The 26327-nt window shown below is 39.0% G+C and carries 19 protein-coding genes and 1 tRNA gene; 9 read left to right on the top strand and 11 right to left on the bottom strand.

The window, feature by feature from the left end; translation table 11 throughout:
* From AC0L7T_RS03085 to AC0L7T_RS03045, 9 genes are all read right to left on the bottom strand, one after another.
* A complete protein-coding gene (locus tag AC0L7T_RS03085) occupies positions 1–2640 on the bottom strand; it encodes a c-type cytochrome (RefSeq protein ID WP_473341003.1) in 2640 nt (879 codons plus the stop codon).
* 303 nt (positions 2641–2943) lie between these two features.
* Positions 2944–4449: a RagB/SusD family nutrient uptake outer membrane protein gene (locus AC0L7T_RS03080; protein ID WP_473341002.1), complete on the bottom strand. Its 1506-nt coding sequence runs from the start codon at positions 4447–4449 to the stop codon at positions 2944–2946.
* A 29-nt stretch (positions 4450–4478) separates the two neighbouring features.
* On the bottom strand, positions 4479–7571 hold the full coding sequence (locus AC0L7T_RS03075) for a SusC/RagA family TonB-linked outer membrane protein (RefSeq protein ID WP_473341001.1): 3093 nt from the start codon (positions 7569–7571) through the stop codon (positions 4479–4481).
* A gap of 331 nt (positions 7572–7902) precedes the next feature.
* Complete coding sequence (locus AC0L7T_RS03070; protein WP_473341000.1) at positions 7903–9411, bottom strand: RagB/SusD family nutrient uptake outer membrane protein; 1509 nt, start codon at positions 9409–9411, stop codon at positions 7903–7905.
* 19 nt (positions 9412–9430) lie between these two features.
* Positions 9431–12505: a SusC/RagA family TonB-linked outer membrane protein gene (locus AC0L7T_RS03065; protein ID WP_473340999.1), complete on the bottom strand. Its 3075-nt coding sequence runs from the start codon at positions 12503–12505 to the stop codon at positions 9431–9433.
* Positions 12506–12745: 240 nt separating this feature from the next.
* The gene (rplS, locus tag AC0L7T_RS03060; RefSeq protein WP_473340998.1) at positions 12746–13114 is read right to left on the bottom strand and encodes a 50S ribosomal protein L19; all 369 of its coding nucleotides are present in this window, start codon (positions 13112–13114) and stop codon (positions 12746–12748) included.
* Between the two features lie 65 nt (positions 13115–13179).
* Positions 13180–13887 carry a tRNA (guanosine(37)-N1)-methyltransferase TrmD gene (trmD, locus tag AC0L7T_RS03055; RefSeq protein WP_473340997.1) on the bottom strand — a complete coding sequence of 236 codons (708 nt, stop codon included), beginning with the start codon at positions 13885–13887 and terminating at the stop codon, positions 13180–13182.
* 5 nt (positions 13888–13892) lie between these two features.
* On the bottom strand, positions 13893–14423 hold the full coding sequence (gene rimM / locus AC0L7T_RS03050) for a ribosome maturation factor RimM (protein ID WP_473340996.1): 531 nt from the start codon (positions 14421–14423) through the stop codon (positions 13893–13895).
* Positions 14424–14438: 15 nt separating this feature from the next.
* A complete protein-coding gene (locus tag AC0L7T_RS03045; protein WP_473340995.1) occupies positions 14439–15089 on the bottom strand; it encodes a 30S ribosomal protein S16 in 651 nt (216 codons plus the stop codon).
* 215 nt (positions 15090–15304) lie between these two features.
* On the opposite strand from AC0L7T_RS03045, the gene AC0L7T_RS03040 reads away from it, so the two are divergent.
* The 4 genes from AC0L7T_RS03040 (at position 15305) to AC0L7T_RS03025 (ending at position 19663) form a co-directional block, all read left to right on the top strand.
* Positions 15305–15376: transfer RNA gene (locus AC0L7T_RS03040), tRNA-Arg, on the top strand.
* Positions 15377–15888: 512 nt separating this feature from the next.
* The gene (locus AC0L7T_RS03035; RefSeq protein ID WP_473340994.1) at positions 15889–16731 is read left to right on the top strand and encodes a hypothetical protein; all 843 of its coding nucleotides are present in this window, start codon (positions 15889–15891) and stop codon (positions 16729–16731) included.
* Between the two features lie 1143 nt (positions 16732–17874).
* Positions 17875–18888, top strand: a complete 1014-nt coding sequence (locus AC0L7T_RS03030) for a phosphotriesterase family protein (RefSeq protein ID WP_473340993.1) — start codon at positions 17875–17877, stop codon at positions 18886–18888.
* Positions 18889–19036: 148 nt separating this feature from the next.
* A complete protein-coding gene (locus AC0L7T_RS03025; RefSeq protein WP_473340992.1) occupies positions 19037–19663 on the top strand; it encodes a hypothetical protein in 627 nt (208 codons plus the stop codon).
* A 40-nt stretch (positions 19664–19703) separates the two neighbouring features.
* Here AC0L7T_RS03025 and AC0L7T_RS03020 read toward each other — a convergent pair whose 3' ends face one another.
* Positions 19704–21431, bottom strand: a complete 1728-nt coding sequence (locus AC0L7T_RS03020; protein ID WP_473340991.1) for a M56 family metallopeptidase — start codon at positions 21429–21431, stop codon at positions 19704–19706.
* Positions 21428–21805: a BlaI/MecI/CopY family transcriptional regulator gene (locus AC0L7T_RS03015; protein ID WP_473340990.1), complete on the bottom strand. Its 378-nt coding sequence runs from the start codon at positions 21803–21805 to the stop codon at positions 21428–21430. Before AC0L7T_RS03015 ends, AC0L7T_RS03020 begins: the two co-directional genes overlap by 4 nt.
* A gap of 146 nt (positions 21806–21951) precedes the next feature.
* Here AC0L7T_RS03015 and AC0L7T_RS03010 point away from each other — a divergent pair, with 146 nt between their 5' ends.
* From AC0L7T_RS03010 to AC0L7T_RS02990, 5 genes are all read left to right on the top strand, one after another.
* Entirely contained in the window at positions 21952–22704 is a 753-nt protein-coding gene (locus AC0L7T_RS03010) for an NRDE family protein (RefSeq protein ID WP_473340989.1), read from the top strand.
* Between the two features lie 462 nt (positions 22705–23166).
* A complete protein-coding gene (locus AC0L7T_RS03005; protein ID WP_473340988.1) occupies positions 23167–23505 on the top strand; it encodes a type II toxin-antitoxin system HigB family toxin in 339 nt (112 codons plus the stop codon).
* A 12-nt stretch (positions 23506–23517) separates the two neighbouring features.
* Entirely contained in the window at positions 23518–24078 is a 561-nt protein-coding gene (locus AC0L7T_RS03000) for a helix-turn-helix domain-containing protein (RefSeq protein ID WP_473340987.1), read from the top strand.
* Between the two features lie 405 nt (positions 24079–24483).
* Positions 24484–24993 carry a hypothetical protein gene (locus AC0L7T_RS02995; RefSeq protein WP_473340986.1) on the top strand — a complete coding sequence of 170 codons (510 nt, stop codon included), beginning with the start codon at positions 24484–24486 and terminating at the stop codon, positions 24991–24993.
* Between the two features lie 315 nt (positions 24994–25308).
* Positions 25309–26295 (top strand): YpdA family putative bacillithiol disulfide reductase, encoded by a 987-nt coding sequence (locus tag AC0L7T_RS02990; RefSeq protein ID WP_473340985.1) that lies wholly within the window; start codon positions 25309–25311, stop codon positions 26293–26295.
* Positions 26296–26327: the final 32 nt, after the last annotated feature.

Here is a 26327-nt window from a genome sequence, read left to right as displayed (position 1 = left end):
TTATTTGTAAACTTCGTGATTTGGATTGCCTCCTGACACAAGATAAGCCATCAAATCTTTCAACTCTTCTTCATTGAGTCGATTGACCAGACCTGGAAGCATCACAGATACTTCAGACTCCTTGGTGCTTGTCACTTTATCCTTTGGAACCTCCACAATCATGTCTGGAGAAAAAGGATTTTGTGAAATATAATAAGTCGTCTCATCTTCTCTTAAAAGTCTTCCAACAACAGAAGATTTATCTCCCATCACAAATACCATGGCCGCATATTGATCAGAGATCACATCATTTGGATTAATGGTTGCTTCAAGAATATCCTTAGGGCTAAATCGAGTACCGAGTTGCGTAAGGTCTGGACCAACGGCTCCACCTTCTCCGCCCATGGCGTGACAAGAAATACAAAGCGTTGCCCCAAACATAGCCTTGCCGTTTTCAAGGTCTCTTCCTTTAAGGTCGGCTACCAAAGGAGCGGCTTCTTCTACAGTCCATCTTTTACCAGGGCCTTTCGGCTGAACTGTCGTTTCTACAATCTCATTGCCAGAACCTGACAGTCTTTTACCACCTGAAAGTTCGTCGTAATATTCAAACTTGGATTTTGGAACGGTACTGAGAGCCATCTTTCTGGACCTGTCAATAAAGCCTACATAACTTCTTCCACCTTTATACTGGAATGCATTATTGGTCCAGGTGAAATATTCTTCGTAAGAAGCATCATCCCATCCCGCTTTGGCTCCACCTAGCACTGTAGCCAGGTAAGTCTGCTGCGCAGGAGGAACATTGGCCAGCATATTGGCTATATCTAAACCATACTGAGGGTTTCTCATGATCAAGTCAGAAGATGCTGTAAGGGTTTTCTGAAAGTTGGGATCATCTTTAGCCTCTTTCAGCATACTCAATAATTTAGGCACGGCAGTAGGTGCTTCCAATTTCACCAATACTTTCCCCATTACCCTATTGATTTCGTTTGTTGCAGCAGGAAACTGAGCATCCAGATAGCCAACCAATTGATCTCTTACAGAACCAGATGGATTACCATGTCTGGCAATAACCACTTCAAATGCTCTGACCAGATTCATTTGATCCTCCTCACTTAATTTATCAAAATCCAATCCCATTAAGGCTTCAGCCATTTGATTTCTCTGAGAAGCATTTCCATGTCTTGCCAAGGCAATAATGGCCTGAGTCAATGCTCTTGGGTTGGTTTCATTCAATGCTTTACTTTCCCATTCAGAAAGTGGTTGATGTTCTACAGCTATCCTTGCCGCATATTGTACAAACCTGTCGCTATGGCTTAGGTAAGGCCATGCAAAATCAAGCGCACCGGATTTTGCGCCAGTATGATATGCTTCAAGGCTTCTACGTATTTTGTGTTCTTCAGGAAGGTCAGCTTCGGTAAGTCCACCTTTACTGTCTCCACTCAAATCTCCTGTATAATGAACCCTATACAAATCAGACTCGAGGCGTCTTCCACCGGTCATAAAATACAAAGCACCATCTGGTCCGATCACACCATCTGTTAATGGTAGTGGTGAACCTGAAATAAATTCTTCACCCGTAGCTGAATAAGATCCTCCATTTGGGGTAAGGTTGATTTTGTACATGATCCCAAAACTCCAGTCAAATGCATACAATGCATTGCGGTATTCTTCAGGAAATTTGGCTTTGCTACCATAAAAAACATTGGTAGGAGAACCCTGACCAATATTCAGTACTGCTGGAAGATTGTCTGTATAATCAGGTGACCATTTCATGTTACCTGTTCTCCAGCCATATTCACTACCGCTGGTTACATGATTGATCCGGGTAGGACGGTACCAAGGCATGCCAAAGTCCCATTCCATATCGGAATCATAGGTAAACAAATCGCCTACTTCATTGAAGGCAACATCAAATGGGTTTCTATACCCTACACTGATTAACTCCCATTCTTTACCTTCAGGGTCAATTTTAGCAACCCATCCTCCTGGTGCTCCTCTGCTGTTGGCATGGCCTCTTGGATCCTTAATTTCAGGAATCAAGTTATCGTTTTCCCAGACGCGTGGAATCCTGTAACGATCCATTTCAGGTACGTCTATGTGGTTACCCACAACGATATAAATAGATTTTCCATCAGGAGAAACGACCATACTGTGTGGACCATGTTCTCCCGGGCTACCTGTAAATTCTTTTATAGTGGTGATTTTATCAAACTGATCATCACCATTGGTATCCTGCAATCTGTACAGACCTGTACTTTTGTCAAAATCCTCATTGGCACGATGGTTTACCATCACGTACAAACTGTTAAAGGCGTACAAAAGTCCCTGGGCATAGCCCATCCCTATTTTGTCGTCTCCATTGTCTCCAATTCTTAACTTTTCTACTGCAGGAGCAAGAGAATCTGATCCTATAGCTGGCACTTCCAAACGATAAATAGCTCCATATTGATCCACCGTTAATAGTCTATTTTTATCATCGAAGGTCATCCCAACCCATGATCCCTGGTCATTGTCGCCGGGGCTATATAGGTGTTCCGCTTCAAAGCCGGCGGGCAATTTTAATTTGGCGACCTTAGGGTTTACCTCCTTTTGATCACCATCGCTTTGGCCACATGATCCCAATACAAAAAGGATCAATCCGGCCATTAGCCAGTTCTTCATAATTTTATTTTTATACATAAGTTTATTGTTAATTCAACTTTCTACTCCCTATAGGTTACTACACGCTTGAAACCAATTTTAAATTTAACCCAAATTCGGTGCTAATGATAACCAATAATGTTGAAATAAAACCTTTGGTCATAAAAACCCAAAAAACAACGGAAAGCAATGAAGCTTTCCGTTGTACCTTAAACCCGAAATATGCAATAGACATTCTATTACCTGATGAAATCACTCACTACGAATTCTACTGAATAATTCGGATTAAACCCTGTGAAAGGCTTTATCTTTGCACAAACCTAATTAGAAATGAGGAGTTATCTCAGCTTCAGACGCAGGTAGGGCATAATATTTAGTAATGTTGGTGAAAGCATTGGACCTGAAAGTCGCTCCTGCTGGATAATAATAATCCAATGGGTTTGCCAAGGCTCTTTGACCAAATGCACCGATGATTTCCTGAACTCTGTCCGCTCTGGTGATATCAAACCATCTTTTGTTTTCAAAAGCCAATTCTACCCTTCTTTCCTTAAAGATAGCTTCTCTCATTTCTGTTTGGCTAGAAGCAGTGGTCTCATCCAATCCAGCCCTATCTCTGATTTGATTGATATAACCTGCCGCTTCTGATGTCTTGCCCTGCTCATTTAAGGCCTCAGCCAAAAACAGTAGCACTTCCGCATAACGATAAATTGGCCAGTTAATACCATGATTTCCATTCAAAGCGTGGGCTTTAGCATATTTCTTGATATACGGATAAACCTTATAGTCCCTATCACTGCCGGAAATCTCTACATAGGCAATAGATGCATCCTTTCTTAAATCACCATCCTCATACGCTGCTATAATGTCCGGAGTAGGAATATTGTTTCCCTCGCCATCAAGCCCCTGGGTATTTGAAGTTCCGGTAATGGGTTGTAATTCATCAGCAGTAATGGGTCTTGGCATAAAACTATACAAGAAATTTCCATTCAAACCTTCAGGACCTTCAAGGTACTGTACTTCAAACAATGATTCTATATTGTTTTTATTATCAGTACTTCCAGAAAACACATTTTCATAATCGTCTATGAGTTCATATTCTCCACTGGTTACGATCGCATTTAATAAAGCTTCGGCCTCCCCCCATTTTTTCTGGGTGATATAAACATCAGCTAATAACATTTGAGCTGTTCCTTTAGATGCTCTTCCTACACCTTGGTTAGAACGTGTTGGCAGTAGTGAGATTGAAGACTGAATATCACTGATTAGCTGATTGTAAATCTCTGCCTCTGGAGTGATAGGAAGCGCTGCTTCTTCACGTGCAGTTACAGGATCCAGATGAAGTGGTACCCCACCAAAATACCTGGCCAATTCATAATAGGCATAACCTCTTAAGAAAAGAGCTTGTCCTTTCAGATTATCCTTACTCGTCTGGTCAAACTCCACATCGTCAATAACCGAAAGAATTTGGTTGGCTCTGGCAATGATAAGGTAATCCTGTCTGTACTGGTTTAGCACATGCCCATTGGATGTGATTCCCTGAGCTTCAGGCAAGGCATGGTCAGAAATATCTTCTTGTTGCTCTGTAGCTCCAAAGTTGATATTTCTAGCATAGATCGTATTGTCCGAACGCATTTCGCATAATAACCAGGAACGGTCATCCGCTATCGAACGTAGCGGCGCATAAGTAGCATTGACGGCTTGTTCAAAATCAGACTCTGTCTTGTAAAACGTGGCAGAACTGAGTGCCGTCTCGGGAGTAATGGTCAAGAACTCTTCGCAGCTTGATACCATAATACCCAAAAGCACTATAAATATATTTATTTTTTTCATTTTTAATCAAATTAAGATAAAAGGCCTGATTAGAATGTAATGTTTGCACCGATAGTGAAGGTACGAGGAATTGGGTAACCTGTAAGGTCAACTCCTGGGCTTAGATTACCTCCATCACCTGTTCCATTGTCTTGACTAACCTCTGGGTTAGGACCTCCCCAGTAAGGAGTAAAGATGTATACATTCTGTACAGAGGCATATAATCTGGCAGATTTCACAACATTGGCAATTTTGCCTATATTATATCCTAGCGTAATGTTTTTAATAGAGAAAAAGGAAGCATCGTAGACAAAATTGCTATTCGCCCAGTCCCTTTCGATCCCTGTCACATTACCACCACCTACTGTGGTTCCGAAGATTCCTTCACCCGGATCCGAAGGAGAGCGGAAACGATCAGTTGCTTTTGCAACCATATTAAATACTCCATCCAAATTGGCTGTACTGTAAAGGTGTCTCATGTACAACTGATTGCCATGTGAGCCGGAAGCAATGATATTCAAATCCCATTGTCCGTACTTAAAGTTATTGGTAATACCATAAGTAAAGTCAGGGAAAGGATTTCCTATGATTGTTCTGTCATCATTGTCTCCTCCACGTGTAATGATACCATCACCATTAATATCTTCTAGTTTGATGGATCCTACAGTAGACCGTCCAGGAACCTGAGGAGAATTATCTAAATCATCTTGATCCATATAATTACCTAGCTTTCTCAGACCGTAAAATTGACCGAAAGGCTGTCCTACTTGCGTAATATGATAGGAACCATAAACCCTATCAATTCCATCGGCCAAGGCTACTACCTCATTTCTATTAAAAGAGATATTGGCATTGGTTGTCCATATTAATCTTCCTTCGGTATTTCTTGAAGTGATAGAAAATTCATGACCCCAGAATTTGATCTCACCAATATTATCGGTAAAGCTTCCAAAACCTGCTTCCTGAGGAATCTGCACATTGTACAACAGGTTGGTGGTGTTTTTCGAGTAAAAATCATAAATGAAAGTTACACGATCATCAAACAAGCCTAAATCAAGTCCTATATCAAATTGCCTGGTTGTTTCCCATCCTAGGAAAGGATTGGATAATGAGGTAATAGCAGCTCCTGGCACCACTGTATTGTCAAATACATGGTTTACGGTATTACTAACCAATGCGTATTGGGTATAATTACCGATGTTATTGTTACCTGTGACACCAAAGCTACCTCTAAGTTTAGCAAAGGAAACTTTGTCACTTGTATTCAAGAACCCTTCGTCAGACAATACCCAACCAGCGGATACTGAAGGGAATACACCCCAACGATTTTCAGAACCAAATCGAGAAGACCCATCAGCCCTTATCGCTGCAGTCATCAAATACTTGCCTTTGAAGTTATAAGTCAACCTGGAAAGGAATGAAGTCAATGACCACTCCTGAACATCTGACAAAGTACCTCCCCTGTTGATATTAATGGCCCCCTGAATGGTAGGAAGTCTATCATCAGCATAGGTATCTGCTGCAACTCTGGTTCTTTCTCTTCTAAACTTTTGGTTGGTAAAACCTCCCAATAACTGGAAGTTATGGTCATTGATAGATTTGTTATAAGTAACCGTATTCTCATTCAACCAGCTAAAATTATCATAATGATCCCTTACTGAAGAAGCCACTGCTGGAATAGCAATGTTTATTCCTGAAGTAGCCGTAGAGGGGTTGAAATAAAAATATTTGCTATTCCTTATTTCCGCATTAATGGTAGATTTTACAAATAATCCTTCAATAGGCTCATACTGAACATATGCATTTGAAAGCAAGTTGGTTTGCTTGGTCTCATTAGTGATCTCTAAAGCAGAACGAACATAGTTTGGATAGGCAAATATATTACCTGTTTCAGCAGGGAACCTATTGTAATAAGTCAATTCGCCTTCATCATCGTATATTGGCATATTTGGCCATGCATGTAGTGCATTGAACAAAATACCTGTACCTCTTGAACCATCTGTTCTAGGCGTATTGTCCCTTACATATTGAGGGGCAATATTGAATCCCATTGTAAGCTTGTCAGAAGCAGTATAATCGGAGTTAATCCTTAATGAAAAACGCTCGTAATCAGTATTCAATACCACACCTTCCTGGTCAAAATAACCAGCCACTACAGAAGTTCTCATTTTTTCTGTATTGGAATTAATGGTCAGGTTGTAATTGGATATTGGCGCTGTTTGTAACAAAGCGTCATACCAATCCTGGGTTTTTCCTTCATAAGAAGAAGGATTTTGAAACATATCCGGTACTGGTCTGCCTGCATCCTCATAATACTCCTTTTTAAACTGGGCAAACTCAACCGCGTCCATCATCTCCAAACGATTGTAATGGGGCACGTTTTGAAGACCTGTATAAACGTTTAGAGAAACGCTTGATTGTCCTGCTTTACCTCTTTTGGTAGTAATAAGAACAACTCCATTTGCAGCTCTAGAACCGTAAAGAGAAGTAGAGGCAGCATCTTTCAAAATGGTAATGTCTTGAATTTCATCCGGGTTTAAGGTGGAAATATCTCCTGTGATAGGGAAACCATCCACTACATATAACGGATCACTACCTGCAGAAACAGACAGTTGCCCCCTGATACGGACATTCATTCCCTGTCCTGGTCTACCTGTAGTTTGGTTTATTTGTACACCTGCCAACTGCCCCTGTAACTTTTGAGCCATTTGAGATACTGGCATGTCCATCAGATCATCTCCGTCTATGGTTTGCACCGAACCGGTTATTTCTTTTTTCAACTGACTACCGTATCCTACTACTACAACCTCAGTAAGGTCACTCATAGAAGAGGTAAGGTTTACATCATATTGCGTTTGACCACCTTGAACCGTTATCTCCCTGGTGGCATAACCGATATAGCTTATCGACAAGACTTCTCCTGCGGCAGCTTCTACCTGAAATTTACCATCAAGGTCTGTAACTGTTCCTCGTGTAGTCCCTTTTACCAACACCGACACTCCCGGTATTGTCTCGTTATCACCTTCCGAGCGTACCACACCTGAAACGGTGCTTTGCGCATAGGAAGCGAAACTCAATAACATCACAGCTAAAAGGGTAAACAGCTGCTTGTTATCCATAAATTGGTAACAATTTTTTTTCATAATTAATAGGTTTAATTTGGGTAGGGAAATTGATATCCCCATCTGATAAGTAATTAATTTAACTCCAATTAAGATTTAATTTTTTCTAAAACTATCCTGTACTGTGCTGAATGGATTTTCTGCCTTTATTCTAGTCTTACCGTGAATTGCAAATTGTTATCGCGGACAAGGATCAAACTATAGAACTTAATTCTGATTTTCGGAAAATAAAAATAAATTGTATCGCAACAGTCTTTAAAAAATAGAGTGAATGAGCTTTTATTCTGTTGACCCGTTAAAAAATTAAAATAAAGCTTCAGGAAACCGCAGTCTCCTGAAGCTTAAAAAAAAATTAATAACCTGGATTTTGTACCAATGAAGAATTTATCCTCATTTGGTCCTGCGGTATAGGAAATAGGATTTCAAATTCCTCAAAAATAAAGTCATTGTTAGAAAATGGAATCCCTTCTCTGGAAGTCGTGGGATTCGCCCGCTCTCTTAATCCATATGCGTTTAACATGGTGACTAACTCACTGGGGGTTTTGGTACGCTTCAAATCAAACCAACGATGGTTCTCAAATGCCAGTTCTATCCTTCTTTCATTTAAAAGAATTTCTCTGAAAGCATCCTTGCCCAAGCCATTAATAGGATCCAATCCTGCTCTATCTCTGATCTCATTCAGGTATCCATAAGCCGTTCCCGTGGGACCGTCTACTTCATTGATTGCCTCAGCAAGCATCAATAGCACGTCCGCATACCTTATCACAGGCCAATTGTCATTGGTAACTCCTCTTATAGTGTGTGGATGATTGAATTTGTTAATATATGGTACCCCAACATACTCTCCTTGAAGATTTGTATAACCTTCCATTAAAGATACTTCTTTTCTCAAATCGTCTTCTTCGTACAGGGCGATGATCTCATTGGTAGGTGTGTTCCAGCCACCGCCATCCTGGCCTGCGAAATCGATGACCGCACCACCTGATTCTCTTGGGGCAAAAGTATAGATAAAATTACTATTGACACCGTATTGATTGTCTCCCTGGTATTGAATATCCCAGATGGATTCCTGGTGATTTTTATTTTGTGGATCAAAGACATCCGCATAATTATCAAGCAAATCATAACCCAAAGAGGTCACCTGATTCAATGCTTCTATGGCACCCGAGTAATTTTTCCTTGTCAGGTGAACCTTACCCAATAAACTTAAAGCTGCCCCTTTGCTGACCCTACCGACATCATCTGATCCATAACTTGCAGGTAAAGCACCCACAGCAAAATTTAGATCTGAGATAATCTGCTGGTACACTGTTTCTACAGGGGATCTGTTGTACTCAAACGCCTCTGCTGGGGATTTTACCGGCTCCGTAATAACAATTACATCTCCAAAATGCTGTACCAGGTGAAAGTAAAGGTAGGCCCTGATCATTTTAAGCTCTCCTTCTGATCTCATTTTAACGGCATCAGTAGCATTGGATTCAGGTAATTTACTCAAGGCAGTATTGACGTTCACCATTATGCCATAAGTACTGTTGTACAAGTTAGTGACGTTTGAGGTAGCAGGATTGTACTGCCAAAACTCCAGGGCTTCCAAACTTGGACCATTCCCTCTGTTTCCAGGGTTAAAATGAAGGGTAGTATTGTCAGAAATAAATTCTGTATACTGCCATTGATTCAAATGCCAGGGTCTCAATTGCCCATAAACCCCATTTACCGCCTGGATAACTTGTTTTTCTGTCTGATAGAAATTATCAGATACCAAAACTGTAGGATCTGTTTTATTTAGAAATTCCTCATCGCAGGCCGTGCTAATTAGCAAAATGCCTATGCAAAGAATTGATATATTCAAATATTTTTTCATGTCTATACTCATTTTATAGTTAGAATCTTATGGATGCGCCTAATGTAAATGTCCTGGGCATTGGATAAGCTTCGTCATCCACGCCTATATTGATTCCACCTCTAGTGTTGATTTCAGGATTGGTTCCTGGAAATGAAGAAAACAGAAATGGATTCTCAGCACTGAAAAACACCCTGGCGTTGGGTATTATCGGGTTCTTTGGAATGGTATATCCAAGCGTGATATTTCTCAACCACACATGTGTAGCATCATAAATATATCGTGAATTTGACTCACGCTGCCATTTCCATGTATTGGTGGTAGCCCCTCTTCCATCTCCAGGGTTCTCCGCAGATCTCCAACGGTTGACCCCAGACTGAAGGATATTAAAAACCCCATCCATATTCATCGTAGTGGCCTCTATATTTCTAAAAACATCATAATTGAAGGCACCGGTAAACATCAGATTAAAATCGAAATTCTTGAAATCACCTCCAAGGGTATAGCCCAATATGTAATCTGGATGCGGATTTCCTATCTCGATCATGTCTTGTTGGTCATAGGAAATCACACCATCACCATTGGCATCAAAATACTTATAGGTTCCAGGAACCGCTCCATCTTGATCTGGCCATGCCTCGATCTCAGCATCTGTATCGAAAATCCCCACCATGTTAAAACCATGCAACATGGCCAATGGCTTGCCTACTTGAGAAACATTATAGGTACTATAAAATCCACCAGACCATATTTCATCATTTTCGCCTCTTATTTCCAGAACTTTATTTCTATTGATGGTCAGGTTAATATTTGACCTAATGTTCACCTGATTGAACTTGGTTCTGTAATCCAATGCCAGTTCCAGCCCCCTGTTACGCACTTTACCTACATTGTCCAGCGATTGGGTAAATCCCGAAATCACAGGCATCTCTACAGAAAGTAACATATTATTGGTCAATCGGTTGTAATACTCCGCCGTTAAAACAAGTCTGTTATCAAACATGGCCCAATCCAACCCTATATCGGTTTGTTGAGATTGTTCCCATCCCAAATTGGCATTGGCGAAATTGGAAAGGATTTGTCCGTTCGCTATAGCATTTCCCAAAACGTAATTTGAAATACCCATATTAGACAAACTGGAATAGTTACCAATGGCATTGTTTCCGGTCACACCAAAACTAGCCCTTAATTTCATATCGGTAATCCAGCGTGTTTCAGGCATAAAGGATTCTTCAGAAATTCTCCAACCAGCAGAAAAAGCAGGGAAATTACCCCACTTATTGTCAGCACCGAAACGTGAACTTCCTTCTCTTCTGAAAGAACCAGAAAAGAGATACCTGTCATTAAAAGAATAATTGGCTCTGGCAAAGTAAGCCATTAGGCTCCAATCGGCTTCTCCAGAGGTAGAAGTTTGTCTAATGGCGGCACTCAAATACCTAACCTGATCATTTGGAAATTCATTTCCATTGCCTTGCAAGTACTTGTAGGTCTCCTCTTGAGCGGAAAACCCAAGCAATCCTTCAACCCTGTGACTTCCTAAAATTTTATTGTACGACAACAATTGATCTGCCGCAATATTTAAAGTCTCATTTCTTCTCTGATACAAGGAGGCTTCTCTTGGAGGAGCCTGATTAAACCCGCCACCTGCAAGAGTAGAAGGTCTGAATTCCTTTTGATCAGAATTCTCCAAAATGGCATTTACAGAAGTTCTGAATTTAAAGTCCTTTAAAAAGGTGAATTCCAAAAAGCCATTGGTCATGATATTGTTTTCTGAAAGCTTTTGCTCCATCTCGTGCAATTCCTGCACAACATTAGCAGAACCAAACACACCGTTTGTTCCTCCAATATAATCATTGAAACTACCGTCTTCATTGTATACAGGATAACGGGGATCCGCCCATAAGGCTTTTCCTATTATGGCACTTCTTCCATTGGTAGAGGCATAGTCTTCATTGGAATGAGAAGCAGCGATGTTCCATCCCATGCTAATAAAATCATTCACCTTTCCACCTATGTTGGCCCGGACATTGAACCGCTCAAAGCCCGTTTCTATAACGGCTCCTTCCTGGTTGATATAACCCACAGATACCAATGAGCGAATTCCTCCTTTTCCAGAAGAAAGGGTAGCATTGTAATTTTGGAAACTGGCATTTTGATTTAGTATTTCGTCAAACCAATCGGTTGAGATGGTGTTTTGTTCAGGATAGCGAAATTCAAGCGGAATTTCCTCAATTGCAGGCTCTCTATTTTCAAAATACCTGATCCTGTCCACAAAGCTGTCATTTTTAAACTGCGCAAATTCTGTCCCATTCATCATCTTGGTTCTTCTACTATCGGGAACATTCTGCACGCCCCGATTGACCACAAAGTCAAGATTTACAACCCCTTCTTTTGCGGATTTAGTGGTGATAAGGATTACACCATTTGAACCTCTCGCTCCGTAAATGGCAGTAGAGGCGGCATCTTTTAGAACGGTCATGCTTTCAATATCCGAAGGGTTAAGGTTTTGACCCAAGGAAGTCCCTATTGGAAACCCATCTACCACGTAAAGGGGCCTGCTTCCAGCTCCTAAGGAACCTATTCCCCGGATAGTCACTTCCATTTCCTCCCCAGGTCTTCCCGAGGTTTGTCTTACCTGCACACCTGCGGCCTGCCCTTGAAGCAAACGCGTAACATTAGTGGTAGGGATTTCACCCAAATTATCCATGTTGATCACGGATACCGCTGAGGTAATGTCAGCTTTTCGCTGAGAACCATAGCCAACAACAACTACTTCTCCTAAGTCACCCATAGAGGATTCCATTAGGATTTCATAACTGGTCTGTCCCCCGTTGACATTCACTTCCTGGGTCGTAAAGCCAATAAAGCTTACAGTAAGCACATCACCGGAGGCAGCCTGAACTGAAAATTCCCCATCCATATTGGTAACTGTTCCACGGCTAGTGCCTTTAACAAGGATAGAAACCCCCGGAAGCGGTTCGTTATCCTCCACACTAACAACTTTTCCTGATATCTGGCTGGCCTGACGGGCGTACCCGACCATGACTACCATTATCAGCAATACAGTTATCAACATTCGGAGCTTAATTTGTACCGAATAGTAATATTTTCTCATGATTATTTTGGTTAGATTGAATAATTGAACAATTCAATTATATTGAAATAAACCCAAAATAAACCGCACATCTATCCTGCACTATCCTGCTTTTCTAAAACTTTACATAGGGAGTATCTCTAGTTCAAATTATTAAATCTTGTGAAAAAGCAATTGTAAAAAATAAACAGAAATTACCTTCTGAGGCAAAAAAAAAGGGAGCCAATGGCTCCCTTAATTCTATATTCAAATTCAAGGCAATTATTTTTTCACCCTGATTTTCTCTTTAATCTTAGCAGATTTACCATGTCTTCCTCTTAAGTAGAACAATCTTGCTCTTCTTACTTTACCTTCTCTCAAAACTTCGATTTTCTCGATACTTGGGGAGATGATTGGGAATATTCTTTCTACACCAATACCATTTGAAATTTTCCTTACGGTAAAAGTTTCGCCATTGGTATTCTTGTTTTTTCTTTGGATTACGGTTCCCTGAAACTGCTGAATTCTTTCTTTTGCACCTTCAGTAATTTTTACGTGAACATTGATGGTATCTCCAGCCTTAAACGACGGGAATTTAGATCGCGCATCTTTGTAATCCTGTTCTACGAATTTAATAAGTAGTTCGCTCATTGCTTTACTATTTTGCTTATCGCTTTTATGGATACTTAATAAGCATCCTTAATTATCGTTTTGTTCTATATATTATCGCCCTTCTCTTTGGTAAGATCGCCATCCATTAAGTCTGGCCTTCTTTCATGAGTCCGACGTACCGATTGTTCAAATCTCCATGACTCTATCTTAGCAGCATGTCCTGATAGCAAAACCTCTGGTACTTTCAGCCCAGCATAATCTGCAGGCCTGGTAAATACAGGAGGAGCCAATAGACCATCCTGAAAAGAATCAGTCAAAGCTGAAGTCTCATCATTCAAAACTCCTGGAAGCAGCCTAATGATCGCATCCGTAACAAGTGCCGCAGGAAGTTCACCTCCCGAAAGCACAAAATCACCAATACTAATTTCCCTGGTAATGAATTTTTGTCTTACCCTTTCATCTACGCCCTTATAATGGCCACAGAGAATGATTAGATTTTGTTTCAATGACAAGGCATTGGCTGTTGACTGATCGAACGTTTTACCATCAGGAGTCATGTAAATGATCTCATCGTAATCCCTCAATTTTTTCAAGGAATCGATACAATTGGCTATGGGCTCGATCATCATGACCATCCCAGCACCACCTCCAAAAGCATAACCATCTACAGTCTTTTGCTTACCGATACCATAATCTCTTAGATCATGTACTTCTACCTTAGCCAGTCCTTTTTCCTCAGCCCTTTTCAAAATTGAATGAGAAAAGGGACCTTCAAGGAGACCAGGTAAAACGGTTATGATATCAATGTGCATCAAAATTAATCCTCCAGGTAAATGTCAATCAAGCCTTCAGGCAAGCGACAGAAAACTTTTTTATCTGCCTTATCTACTTTTTGTATGATCCCATCTTTGATAGGAATGAGTACTTCTTTATCCTTGTATTCCATACCGATCAAGTCTTGCGTTTCCATATCATAGATTACCGCAACCTGACCCAACTCTCCTAGCACCTCGTCAACCACCATAAATCCCACTAAATCGTGAAAATAATACTGGTCGTCTTTAAGTTTTGGAAGAGCAGTTGATGGCAAGTATAAAGCCGAACCAACCATTGGTTTTACCTGGTCTATATGATCAAATTCTTCAAACTTGGCTAGAAACCTGCTATTGGGCTGGGACACCATGTGCTCCAATATAAATGGAACCAAACGGTTGCCATTTTCCACAAAAACATGTGCTAAACCTTCGTAGTCCTCCGGAAAATCAACATCAAGAACCAGCAAAACCTCTCCATGTAATCCATGAACTTTGGCAATATGGCCCAATTGATAACAATTGTCTTTGTTCATGGTTATTGATCCTTTTTACGCTTTGTCTTCAGGAGCTTTATCGTCCGCAGCAGGAGCATCTTCTTTTGCAGGCGCTTCAGCTACGGGAGCTTCAGGTGCTTCTGCAGTTTCAGGCGCTACTTCTGGAGCTTCAGCTTCAGGCTCAGGTGCTTTCGGTGCAGCGGCAGCTTCAGCAGCTTTGGCTTCAGCGTCAGCAACAGCTTTTGCAGCATCTTCTCTTTCTTTGATTGCGTCAAGACGAGCTTGATTTTTAGCAGTTTCTGCTTCCAATGCTGTCTTCTTAACACTATCCTTAGCAGATTGTATTTTCTCTACTTTTTCAGAAATAGTTTTCTCTTTGCCATCCAACCAAGTCTGAAATTTTTCATCCGCTTGTTCTTGAGTAATAGCACCTTTTACAACACCAATCTGAAGGTGTTTTTTCAACATGACTCCACGATAAGAAAGCATTGCTTTCACAGTATCGGTTGGTTGTGCACCATTCATCAACCATTTCAACGCTCGGTCGTTGTTGATGTTAATGGATGCGGGGTCAGTATTTGGGTTGTAAGACCCGATCTTCTCGATAAAGCGTCCATCACGTGGAGCCCTAGCATCAGCAATTACTACATCATAGATGGCCATTTTTTTACGACCTCTACGTGCTAATCTGATTTTTACTGCCATATTATATTGACTTTTAGTTAATTGATGGAACCCGTCCATCGTTATTTTTTGGACTGCAAAGATAAGCTTTTAATATCTAAAAGTACAATAAGACTATCTTTTATTTGCGTAATAGCAAAATTATGGTTTAAATTGCGAATCTTTTGGAGGGAAAAGCTACCCAAAACAAGCCCTAAATAGGTTAATCACCTGTTATTCTGAATCATACAGCAATTGGCCTCGTAGTTCAATGGATAGAATAGAAGTTTCCTAAACTTTAGATGCAAGTTCGATTCTTGCCGAGGCCACAAAAAACCCCATAAATCTTTTTTTATGGGTTTTTTCTTTTTAAGCGTTTCAGACAAATGCCTACTTCTTCTTTTTTTTTGCGAATTCTGCCTTATATGGCATGTCTTTTAAAGCAGTCGTGTTTTGATCTAAATTGTATCAAAAAAAAACTGTTTTCAGACCAACAGAGAATCTCAAGCAGGTGTATCAAGGGGTAATTTTTGAAATTTATTGCAAAAGATTAAGGCAATACTAACTTATCCATACAAGGCCTATATTTGAAAAGCTCCTTTATTTAAATAACCTGCAATAAAAAAAATAATATTTCCCAAGAATTGACTGCGTTTATTACGGTAGGAATTTGCAAAAAAAACCCAAATCGCCAACGATCAATAAGGAAAATAAAGGAGAGCGAGTCAAAATGTAGAATATATATTTTTACCTAAAATCAAAAAAATATATATTGGAATATGTTTATACAATTAAAAATTAGAAACTAAATGGCTTTTGTAATTAATTAAAATTGAGAAAAATGAATAACACTTTCATATCTACAGAACTCTACGATAAAAAATCATTATTTACTCTGGGAGGAGCCTCGACTGCAGTTTGGATTTTCACAAATATAATTGGAAATGTAATTGGCTTGGATGTTGAGAATCAATATAAATGGATTGGTCTAGCCATTTCAATCACTATCTCCCTAATAGGAGCAACTCAGATTAAAGAAAAGTATAGTTTAATAGTGGGAACAGTTGCCTTTTTTAACGGATTATTAATTTTTGTAACTGCCTCTGGCATTAATGCAATCAACCAAAGCATTCCCAATTCTTCAAATCAAAAATTAGAAGCAGGTATATTAAACAAAATTGACAACAAATCTTGGTGGGTTCCAATTGAATTGAAAAATGAAAATGAAAATCTACGAGTCGCAAATGACTCCTTAATATATGCCAATATTTTGGTAAAAAACACTTTAGATTCTTGTTTATTATTAAACAAAAAAGAATCAACAAACAATGACTCAACGGATTATTATAAAGATAAATTTATAAAGGTGCAAAAGGAGTTAAAGGCTTTGAAATTGAAACCTAAAGATGAAAAAATTAATGAGGTTAAAATAGATAATAATGAGGGCGCAAAAATAGATTCATTTACTAATGAAAAACCCAAAATTTTAAACTACATAAATGCACTAATTTTAGCTAATCAAGATTTGACAAAAAACATTAAAAACTACTTGGAAGCCGGAAGACTAAACCCTACTACTCAACAACAAGCCTATAGAAATATAAATATCAGTGTTATAACACTTAACACGGACCTAAAGACATACAATACTATACTTAATAACTTAGCTGAAGATTTAAAATAATTGAATTACGCATTTAATTATTAACTAAATTCGATAAAAAAAAGGCCTCAGTGTTTTTTTCTCCTCCATACCCAAAACAATATTTATCTAATCACCCAAAAATTTTAAAATAATATGATTAGCATGACTTGTGTAACCGGAGTATTATTAACTAATAATGTATTTAGAAAAAGAATTCTCTAATCATCCTTAAATATCTGTATAGTGCTTAAGGCAAACTCCTAAATCAAAAATATGTTCACTCATTTTGAATTCACATCGCACGCCATTTCATCTCTCAATCTAAAAATTGGACAAAAAAAAAGCTATGAAACAAAATCTCATAGCTTTAGTCAATTAACAATAAACCCAAAATAACCTGCTGTAGGAGAAGGAGTTGAACCTCCACGGAGCAGTTAGGAAAAATACGAGCTCGCTATTTTCTTTATTCTGTGATCTCCACCCCCGAGACAGGAGGGCATGTCTGCCAGTTTCATCATCCTACAGTATATGTCATCGATATTATAAAGCAAGCTTCTCTTATCGACCAAAGACCTTTTGTCCTTGTTTGATATTTCAAAGATAGTAAAAAGATCATAAAAATTAAAATTACAGCAATAAATTTGATATAAATTTACATTTTATTTAATAAACATACATTTTTATTGATGATTAAATAATTTCATACGCTATAATAACGCTACGATTGGAAGATTTTCAATTGACAAGTCCATCAATCGAAATTTGGCTACTGAAATGGTTTTTTTAGGCCATTAAAAACAAATAAAATTAGTGCTTTGAAAACCCAACACACCAAATCACCAAGAAAAGTCCCCACCATCGATAGTGGTATTTCTTTTCCTTCCAGGTAATTACTGTTTAAATCCACAATTGAAAATCGATATTTAACGAAATCCTTTGAAAGGGAACGACTAATCCCTACAAGTAATTTTCCATGCCAAACCAAAACACTACAAATTTATTATTGTGGTAATAAACAATCCTTTTTACCAATTTTTGTATGGCAGATAAAAAGTAAAAAAAAGAGTAGATTTGTTTTGAGCCAAGCCAACTACTCAACGTTAATATTAAACGTTCTGAAATCCGGATTTAACAAGGCAAACCTAATTAGGTTTTTCCTGATTCAGAATAAAAGAAAAAGCGATGGACAGTTCAATTAAAATTTGTATTTCAATTTTATCATTTGCAATTATTAACGGGTGTTCCCTAACTTCCAAAAAACCCATAATCCAAGACCTTACTGGGAAACACACAGTAACTTTAGATCAAATATGGCTGTCCCATGAACATATTTTGGTGGATTTCATAGGGGCTGATAGTATTGCTTCAAGTGACTGGAACCACGCATTGGTAATCGATGAAATGACACCCTACCTGGAAGAGTTAAGACAATACAATGTCGCTTACTTCGTGGATGCTACGCCTAATTATCTAGGGAGGGATGTTTTGCTATTGGAGAAAATTGCAAAAAGAACCGGCCTAAAGATCCTTACAAATACTGGTTTGTATGGCGCCCGGAACAATCAATTTATTCCGGATTTTGCAAAAACAATGTCTGCAAAAGAATTGTCCCATATATGGATCAAGGAATTTGAGGAAGGAATAGATGGCACATCCATCCGCCCTGGATTTATCAAAATAGGCATTGACAATACCGATCCATTGAGCCCTATGCACAGTAAGCTGGTAGCCGCTGCAGCACTGACCCATTTGAAAACCGGCCTGACCATAGCTTCCCACACAGGGGAAGCAAAGGGATTATGGCCTCAATTGGCCTTACTCAAATCTTTGAATGTGTCTCCTGAAGCATTTATTTGGGTGCATGCCCAGGCAGAAACCAACCCAGAAGAATACCTTAAAGCAGCGGCCACAGGATGCTGGATTAGTCTTGATGGATTGGGCTGGGAATTGGACAAGCACCTGGAGAAAATACTTTTCGCCAAAAGAAATGGTTTTTTGAATAAAATACTTATATCCCATGACGCAGGCTGGTACGATCCCCAAAAAGACAAACAAAGCATTCAGGGCTATACCAATCTATTCAGCAAACTTATTCCTGCATTGAAAGCACAGGACTTTACCAATGAAGACATAAAGTTGCTTTTAACCACCAATCCCTCACAGGCATTCTCCATTAAAATTAGAAATGTGGAATGAATTAAAGTGGATTTATTTTACATTGAAATGGGAGAACCATTTTTCCCTGCCATTCAAAGGATTGTTTCTATGACAAATGCTTCATAAAACATATTCGAAATCATTTGTAAGCATTTCCAAAAAGTCTACTAGAAGTCAAATTTACCTTATGAATATTCCAGAACTTATTCAACAAAAACCACTTTATTCTACGCTTGAAATCAGATGGTTCTTCACCTCTCCAGTCAAAGAACTATCGGCATTTGTTAAGGAAATATCAGCTGAGAAAAATGAGCCTGAAATTCGTACAGACATTTACTTCCCAATTGCAGAAAGACCAGATCTGGGACTCAAAATAAGGAATGATATTTATGAAATAAAACAAAGACAGGAAAAGGAAACAGCACACCAATTCGCCCTTCCCTTGCCTGGGAAATTTGAAGCCTGGGACAAATGGGCAGTGGATAAATTCCCGAAGGCTACTGGTAAGATTACTGGTCTAGAAATTTTAAAGAAACGAATACTGGTAAAGTTAGATGGGAAATTTAAGGTCGTTTCTAACTTGACAAGGCCACAACAGGGTTACCAAATCGAATATACAGAACTCCAAATCGAAGCAGCAACCTATTATACTTTTGCCCTGGAAATTTCTGGTTTCCCTACGGCAACTAGAATCCTTGAAATCGCCAGGAATACTCCGATCCACCCCCGGATGACTGCGGAATCCTGTTGCAGTTACCCTGCTTTTATTTTAGACATGGTCTCCAAAAAACAATCCCCAGGCCTTAGATTGTAGGTCTCTGGTCTGGGGTAAATATTAATTTTATCTGACTGCATTACTCTTGTAGTTCTTTGTTTTCCTTCGCTTTCAATTCCAGTTCCTTTTCCAAAAGTTTCAGCTTTTCAGCCTGTTCCTTTGCCCAAAGCTCCATTTTCTCTTCAAACTCCTTCAGCTTGGGTTCATTCTCCTTTTGCCAGGCCTCCATTTTGCGCTCAAATTCTTTCATTTTGGGTTGAAATTCTTTCTCCCAGACCTTCATTTTTTGTTCCAATTCTTTCTGAGCAACAGCCATTTTCAACTGAAGAGCCTCCAATTTTGCTTCAAGATCCTCCCTTTGGCTTTGCGACAATACAGAAGTATCACCCTTCAGCATCACTATATTTCTAGCAAAAACTTGGATACTGTCTCCAAAACCACTCATGATGTTTTGGGTATAATGAATCAAGCTATCATTAAACACCGGAGGATTAATATTAGCAACCGGGACCGGACTGAGGTTCAACACTGGCGGTTGTTGTGGCAAGGGCAAACTATCCGAAACCCCTGAGCGAATACTCGTTGTCACATTATTATTCGAATGAATGACCACCTCTACATCTTCTGTAACTTCATAATCAACGTCTAAATCTACATTTTTATTGATCACAATCACAGTATCTTCCACCTCAATGGACTGAGGCAAGGTATCCATCAAAAAGTAAGTTTTCTCATCAAATTTTGATTCCAAGGTTGTGGAAACCCAGCCTTCCTGAGTTTTTTTAACCTCATTGGCATTGCCAATTAATAGAATGGCACTAAACATTAGGGTAAGTAACATGGTCTTTGTGATTAAAGGTGAATAGGAAAATTGGGCTGGTTCTTTGCCTAACATCCGTTTGATTCGATTTAATAAGGGAAACTTTGAACTATGAGCTGCCATTGCCATCTCTGGTGATTGTTCGGTAGCCTGATTGGCGATAATGGCCAATGCATTCGCTAAATCAATGGACTTGACTCCAGCCTGAATGGCCATGTCATCTGCTATGTGTTCTCTGGCTTCTTTTACCAACAAATTTATCCACCAGAAAGCCGGGTGGTAAAAGAAAATGATCTCCAATGCCGATTGGCCAAGATTGATAACGAAATCATGTCTGCGAATGTGCGCCAGTTCATGGGCAATTATCGCTTCCAACTGTACCGGAGACAATTGCACAATTAGACCAACAGGAATCAATACAACCGGCTTTAATACACCATAAGCCAATGGTACGGTAATTTCTGCACTCAACTTAAAATCAACGCCAAATCGAATACCTAGTTGCTGCTTGATTTTTTGGGCCGTCTTGATGATATTTTGAGGCATATCTTCGTCAGCACGAGCCTTTAATTGTTGTAAGGCCGCATAATTTCCTGCATGTCTGAAGAAGTAAAATACCACTCCTATTAACCAGAAATATACCATGTAGGGTAAAACTTGTTCGATTTTATCCGATAAGGCCTCGGAAAAAACAAATGCCTCCACAGGTGACATACCATTATCTATAGCACTTAAAGGAAGGGAGATTTCCTGACTGACAGGGAGAATATTTTGGCTATATTCATAAACAAAGGTGCCTACAAACAGGCAAAATGCACCAAACAAAGCTCCCAAACCTATCAAATATCTCCTTTGAGGACTTTTGAAAGCTTCAATTTGAAAGATTCCCCAAATTACGGCAGCTATTAGAGACAATTGCCAAAGGGAATGGACGAGCGCCCAACCTAGCGCTTCCAGTACAGAATAAGCTATCCAGTCAATATTCATTGGGAATCATTTTCTATCTTGTCCAAAAAAGCGCGAATTTCTTTAATTTCCTCCCTTGAGGGCTCACTTTGTCCCAGGGCTTGCATGACCAGTTTTTTGGCCGATCCACCAAAAGCCTTGCCTATAAAACTTTTGACCAAGGACTGTTGGGTGTCTTCTTGAGAAATAGCCGCTTTATAAACATGGCTTCTTTTCTCCTCGTCTCTCGAAACCAGGCCTTTGGCAAACATGTTTTGCATGATTTTGAGGGTTGTCGTATACCCGGTTTCCTTGGTCTGAGACAATTTCTCATGCACTTGCCGCACACTGCCCTGTTCTATGTCCCATAAAACGGCCAATACTTCTAGTTCTGCTGCTGTTGGTTTGTCTACCATTTGTACTACGATTTATTTCGTATCAAATATATACGACAAATTTCGTAATTCCAAATCATACTACGATAATTATCGTATAAAAATAATAATCGAAAATTTCCAGGGTAAGGGTTTTTGATTCTGAAGTAGCTGCGTAATTTTACGAAATGTGCTTATTATCATTTAGCTGGAACCAGCATCCCGAATACAAACTAATTTTAGTCGCAAACAGGGATGAGTATTTTGACCGACCTACCAAAGGCCTCCATCAATGGGACAATGGCATCTTTGCTGGGAAGGACTTAAAAGGGGGAGGCACATGGCTGGGCTTCCATCCCAATGGTAAATTCGCTGCTTTAACCAATTTCAGAGATCCTAAAAACGAGAAGCCCTTAAGCAGAACCAGGGGTGAACTGGTTACGGGCTTTTTAAATGGAAATTTATCTCCTGAGGCTTATCTGACTCAAATAGAAAAAATTAAAAAGGACTACAATGGCTTCAACTTATTGGTGGCCGAAAAAGAGGAATTGATGGTATTTTCCAATAATGGTGGAGAGATACAAAAGGTGTCTTCTGGCATCCACGGCCTTTCCAACGCCTTTCTGAACACCCCTTGGCCAAAAGTAGCATCTGCCAAAGCCGATCTTAAAAACCTCTTAGAACAAAAAACCCCTAACCTGGAAGAATTATTACAATTATTACAATCAAAGGAAAAAGCACCTATAGCATTACTTCCCAATACCGGCATTCCCATAGAAATGGAACAAACCATTTCTTCCCAGTTTATTAGGGTAGAAGATTACTATGGAACGGTCAATACTACTGCCTTATGTTGGGGCTATGATGGCACCGTTTCTATCAAAGAAGTAAGGACCATACCGGAAAGAGAAGTCAATGAAAGTGTTTTTATAGCGAAGTAGCAGCTAAATCCATTACAAAGAACGTTCTATTTCCAAGTTGATAAAGATGGATTTGAAATCCAGATAGTATTAAAAGGTAAAACCAAAAGAGATAAATGCCCATAAACAGAGAGAAGCTTTGTCTACCAATCTTTTAATCGCAATCTGAACCCCTAAAATCACGAGTTATTTTCCCTAGATTGCGTTTAAAAGACACTCCGATGGGCGTAATTAAACCCGAAATATGCAATAGACAATCTATTACGTGCTGAAATCGCTTTAAAATCAGCCACTTCGTTGCTGTTTTCAATTTCACCATAGCGGTGCTATGCTAAAATCACCAAACAGCCTGATTTTCTTGCGATTGCAACACTTCCCGTAAACACGGGACAGGCTATCACGAATCCTATTTCATAATCCGGGTAAAAGAAAACTCACATAGTTCTGTTTTTTCCCGAACTTTTTATATATTTGCAATCGCAAATGAGACTGACCAATAAGAAATTATTAGAAAAGTTTAAAAGAAAAAACAAAGGAAATATTCCTTTGATAAAAGCCATCGACCAACTCATTAAGGATATTAACGACAATAATTGGAAGAATCCTACTGAACTGAATAAAACAAGAATAGATGCGGACAACGTCCATAGTGATGGATTTTACTTTTTCAACATCAATATTCACAGAACAATGATATTAATTGAGTTTGATGACAATGAAGCTACTGCTGTTTGGGTTGGGACACATCAAGAATATGAAACGACCTTTAAAAATAATAGAAATACTATTAGAAAGTGGTTAAAGTCTAATGATTGGATTTAAAAAAATAAGCTTATGAAAACACAATTAGACATATCAGAACTAATTGAAAATGGAAAAATCCGAAATGAATTGGATTTTGAAAGAGCAATGATTGCAGATAGGAAATTGCGTGTTCTTTCGAAGGAAAATCCGAAATTCAAATCCGTTAGAAAAAAATTAAGAGATTTAATTGAGCAGTATGAAAATCAAAATTGGAGCACAAATTCTAATATTTCTGACAAAAAACTAAGTGAAAGTGATGTTGCAGAATTGATTGCCGAAAAAGAACGGTTATTTATTCAGCGAAGAAAAGAGCTTATCCGAAAAAAACTGAAGAGCTTAAATCTAACACAACAAGACTTTGGAAAAGTTTTAGGACACCAAAGTAAATCTTATATGTCTGAATTGATTAATGGAGTTAGTCCTTTTTCCTTAAAAGATTTGATTGTTATTAACCAAATTTTGAAAATTGACTTAACCGATTTGGTTCCGACTTTTTTACCACATTCTGATAGAGTAAAAATTATAACAACAATTAAAAAATTAGACAATCCTAAACTGAAATTAAGTAATGATGACTTGGCAATAGTTTAAATCACTACTACCAAGCATTCTAATGTCTAGAAAATCCTGGTCTGGCCACCCTGTTCCCTTCGACAAGCTCAGGGTACAGGTCAATGATTTATTTCAAGAGTCCTGTTTATTAGGGATACAATGGGGAATGGTTTTTCCATTTTTGCTTTTTAAGCGTCGAGAGATTGAAAAACCACTGATTTTAGCTAAAACTATCCACTTATAAACATTAAATGCAAGACCATTTTTTGACCCTTTCCAACAAAAACAGGGTCTCCTCACTAGATATATTGAACGAAATCCTTAATTTGACAATAGAAAATAAGCAGAAGGTGCTAGGCACATATTTCGTATATTAAGCAAATCCGAGGTAAAACGTGGGTATATACAATTACCGACTACAGCATTTAAACCACTAGAAACTAAATGACAAAAAGAGACTTTTTCATTCTGCTAATAAAAGTGTTCGGACTTTTCTCAGTCGTGACTTCACTATTTTCGGTTTTACCGAGCAACATTTCATTTGCAATGATGGACATTGACGCACTTTCGATTATATGGATTGCGGTGACAATATTTGTTTTAGTTGGACTTTTTGTAGTCTTGATATTTAAAGCGAACAAGGTTGTTCGACTATTAAAACTTGACAAAGGTTTTGATGATGAAAAAATAGAAATTGGAAACTTGAAACCTACCGATATAATCAAAATCGGAACTTTTGTTATAGGTGGACTTTTATTTTTAGATAATATTCCAGCATTTTTAAGTCATTCATTTTTTGCATTTAAGGGAGACATTGTCAGACTTGAATATAACTCGCATGACAAATTTAATTGGGCAGTGAGCGGACTGAATTTAATAATTGGATTCTTGCTTTTAACCAACTATGACTTTGTAGCGAAAAAGTTGAAAACTGAGAAAACTGAAAAAGAATAATAAAACGAAACGCCAATAACGAATATAGCTTATGACGGGTGAACTTCTTCCAGCAAGGCTTTCGCTTCGTAGCCAACCTTGGTTTCGGTGGACAGGAAAGTGCTTCGAAATACAATCGACTAGAAGGCCTTGAGCCATAAGCTCACAATCTATCCCCTTTTCATCTCCAGTTAAAATCTCCTCAAAAACTTTGTCCTATCCTCCAATTAAGCTAATTTTCTTTTAATTTCACCAGTTCCTGAGAGCTCCCCAGCAATTCCAATACATAATCGGGGTTTCAAGGAACTCTAAAGCACAATTCATGCTTAATAACTTATGAAAAAGTTGGAATTACTGATAATAGGAGCCGGCCCCATTGGCCTGGCCTGTGGCATAGAAGCGAAAAAAGAAGGCATCGACTATCTGATAATAGAGAAAGGTGTGCTGACCAATTCGATTTTTAACTATCCAGTCAACATGACTTTTTTTTCCACCTCTGAGAAGTTGGAGATGGCAGATATTCCTTTTATGTCTATCACTAATAAACCAACGAGGCCTGAAGCCCTGGAATATTATAGGAGAATAGTCAAACATTACCAACTCAACATCAACCTTTACGAAAAAGTAAATACCTTAGAAAAACAGGAAGGTGGATTTTTGGTACATACCTCCAAAGGGGATTACCTGGCCGAAAAGCTTGTCCTGGCCACAGGCTTCTATGACCTGCCCAATACCATGAATGTTCCGGGTGAAGATTTACCCAAAGTTTCGCATTACTACAAAGAACCCTGGCCTTATATAGGGCAGAAAATTGTCGTGATAGGCGGAGGCAATTCAGCTGTGGATGTTGCCCTTGAGACCTGGAGAAAGGGAGCTGAGGTAAGCATGGTGGTCATGAAACCTGAAATCGACCAAACGGTAAAATACTGGGTTTTACCTGACATCGAAAACAGAATCAAAGAAGGATCGATAAAAGGCTATTACAATTCCAGCATTAAGGAAATAAGGGAAAAAGAAGTGGTACTGAATACCCCTGAGGGAGAGGTAACCATAGAAAATGACTTTGTACTGGCAATGACGGGTTATAAACCCAATTTTGAATTGCTGGACCAGCTGGGCGTCAAGCTAAGTTTGGATGAAAAAAGACAGCCATGCTTTGATGACATTAGCCAGGAGTCGAATGTACCAGGACTTTACCTTGCAGGAGTAGTTTGCGGTGGGCTTAACACCAGAGAGTTTTTTATAGAAAATACCATCTCTCATGCCAAGGCCATTATAAAAGACATTACCAGAAAAAAAGAGTCCGCAGCTGCTGGAAATTAACAGGTTTACGATTTAAAGAAATTCCTAGCCAC

It is taken from the genome of Cyclobacterium sp. 10D3-21 (assembly GCF_055809755.1).
Note: the sequence above shows the minus strand (reverse complement) of the source record. Positions and strands in the feature narration are given on the sequence as shown.

Coding starts and splice junctions, on each gene's coding strand:
- AC0L7T_RS03085 (WP_473341003.1), bottom strand. CDS start 2,640: ATGAAGAACTGGCTAATGGCCGGATTGATCCTTTTTGTATTGGGATCA.
- AC0L7T_RS03080 (WP_473341002.1), bottom strand. CDS start 4,449: ATGAAAAAAATAAATATATTTATAGTGCTTTTGGGTATTATGGTATCA.
- AC0L7T_RS03075 (WP_473341001.1), bottom strand. CDS start 7,571: ATGAAAAAAAATTGTTACCAATTTATGGATAACAAGCAGCTGTTTACC.
- AC0L7T_RS03070 (WP_473341000.1), bottom strand. CDS start 9,411: ATGAAAAAATATTTGAATATATCAATTCTTTGCATAGGCATTTTGCTA.
- AC0L7T_RS03065 (WP_473340999.1), bottom strand. CDS start 12,505: ATGAGAAAATATTACTATTCGGTACAAATTAAGCTCCGAATGTTGATA.
- rplS (WP_473340998.1), bottom strand. CDS start 13,114: ATGAGCGAACTACTTATTAAATTCGTAGAACAGGATTACAAAGATGCG.
- trmD (WP_473340997.1), bottom strand. CDS start 13,887: ATGCACATTGATATCATAACCGTTTTACCTGGTCTCCTTGAAGGTCCC.
- rimM (WP_473340996.1), bottom strand. CDS start 14,423: ATGAACAAAGACAATTGTTATCAATTGGGCCATATTGCCAAAGTTCAT.
- AC0L7T_RS03045 (WP_473340995.1), bottom strand. CDS start 15,089: ATGGCAGTAAAAATCAGATTAGCACGTAGAGGTCGTAAAAAAATGGCC.
- AC0L7T_RS03035 (WP_473340994.1), top strand. CDS start 15,889: ATGAATAACACTTTCATATCTACAGAACTCTACGATAAAAAATCATTA.
- AC0L7T_RS03030 (WP_473340993.1), top strand. CDS start 17,875: ATGGACAGTTCAATTAAAATTTGTATTTCAATTTTATCATTTGCAATT.
- AC0L7T_RS03025 (WP_473340992.1), top strand. CDS start 19,037: ATGAATATTCCAGAACTTATTCAACAAAAACCACTTTATTCTACGCTT.
- AC0L7T_RS03020 (WP_473340991.1), bottom strand. CDS start 21,431: ATGAATATTGACTGGATAGCTTATTCTGTACTGGAAGCGCTAGGTTGG.
- AC0L7T_RS03015 (WP_473340990.1), bottom strand. CDS start 21,805: ATGGTAGACAAACCAACAGCAGCAGAACTAGAAGTATTGGCCGTTTTA.
- AC0L7T_RS03010 (WP_473340989.1), top strand. CDS start 21,952: ATGTGCTTATTATCATTTAGCTGGAACCAGCATCCCGAATACAAACTA.
- AC0L7T_RS03005 (WP_473340988.1), top strand. CDS start 23,167: ATGAGACTGACCAATAAGAAATTATTAGAAAAGTTTAAAAGAAAAAAC.
- AC0L7T_RS03000 (WP_473340987.1), top strand. CDS start 23,518: ATGAAAACACAATTAGACATATCAGAACTAATTGAAAATGGAAAAATC.
- AC0L7T_RS02995 (WP_473340986.1), top strand. CDS start 24,484: ATGACAAAAAGAGACTTTTTCATTCTGCTAATAAAAGTGTTCGGACTT.
- AC0L7T_RS02990 (WP_473340985.1), top strand. CDS start 25,309: ATGAAAAAGTTGGAATTACTGATAATAGGAGCCGGCCCCATTGGCCTG.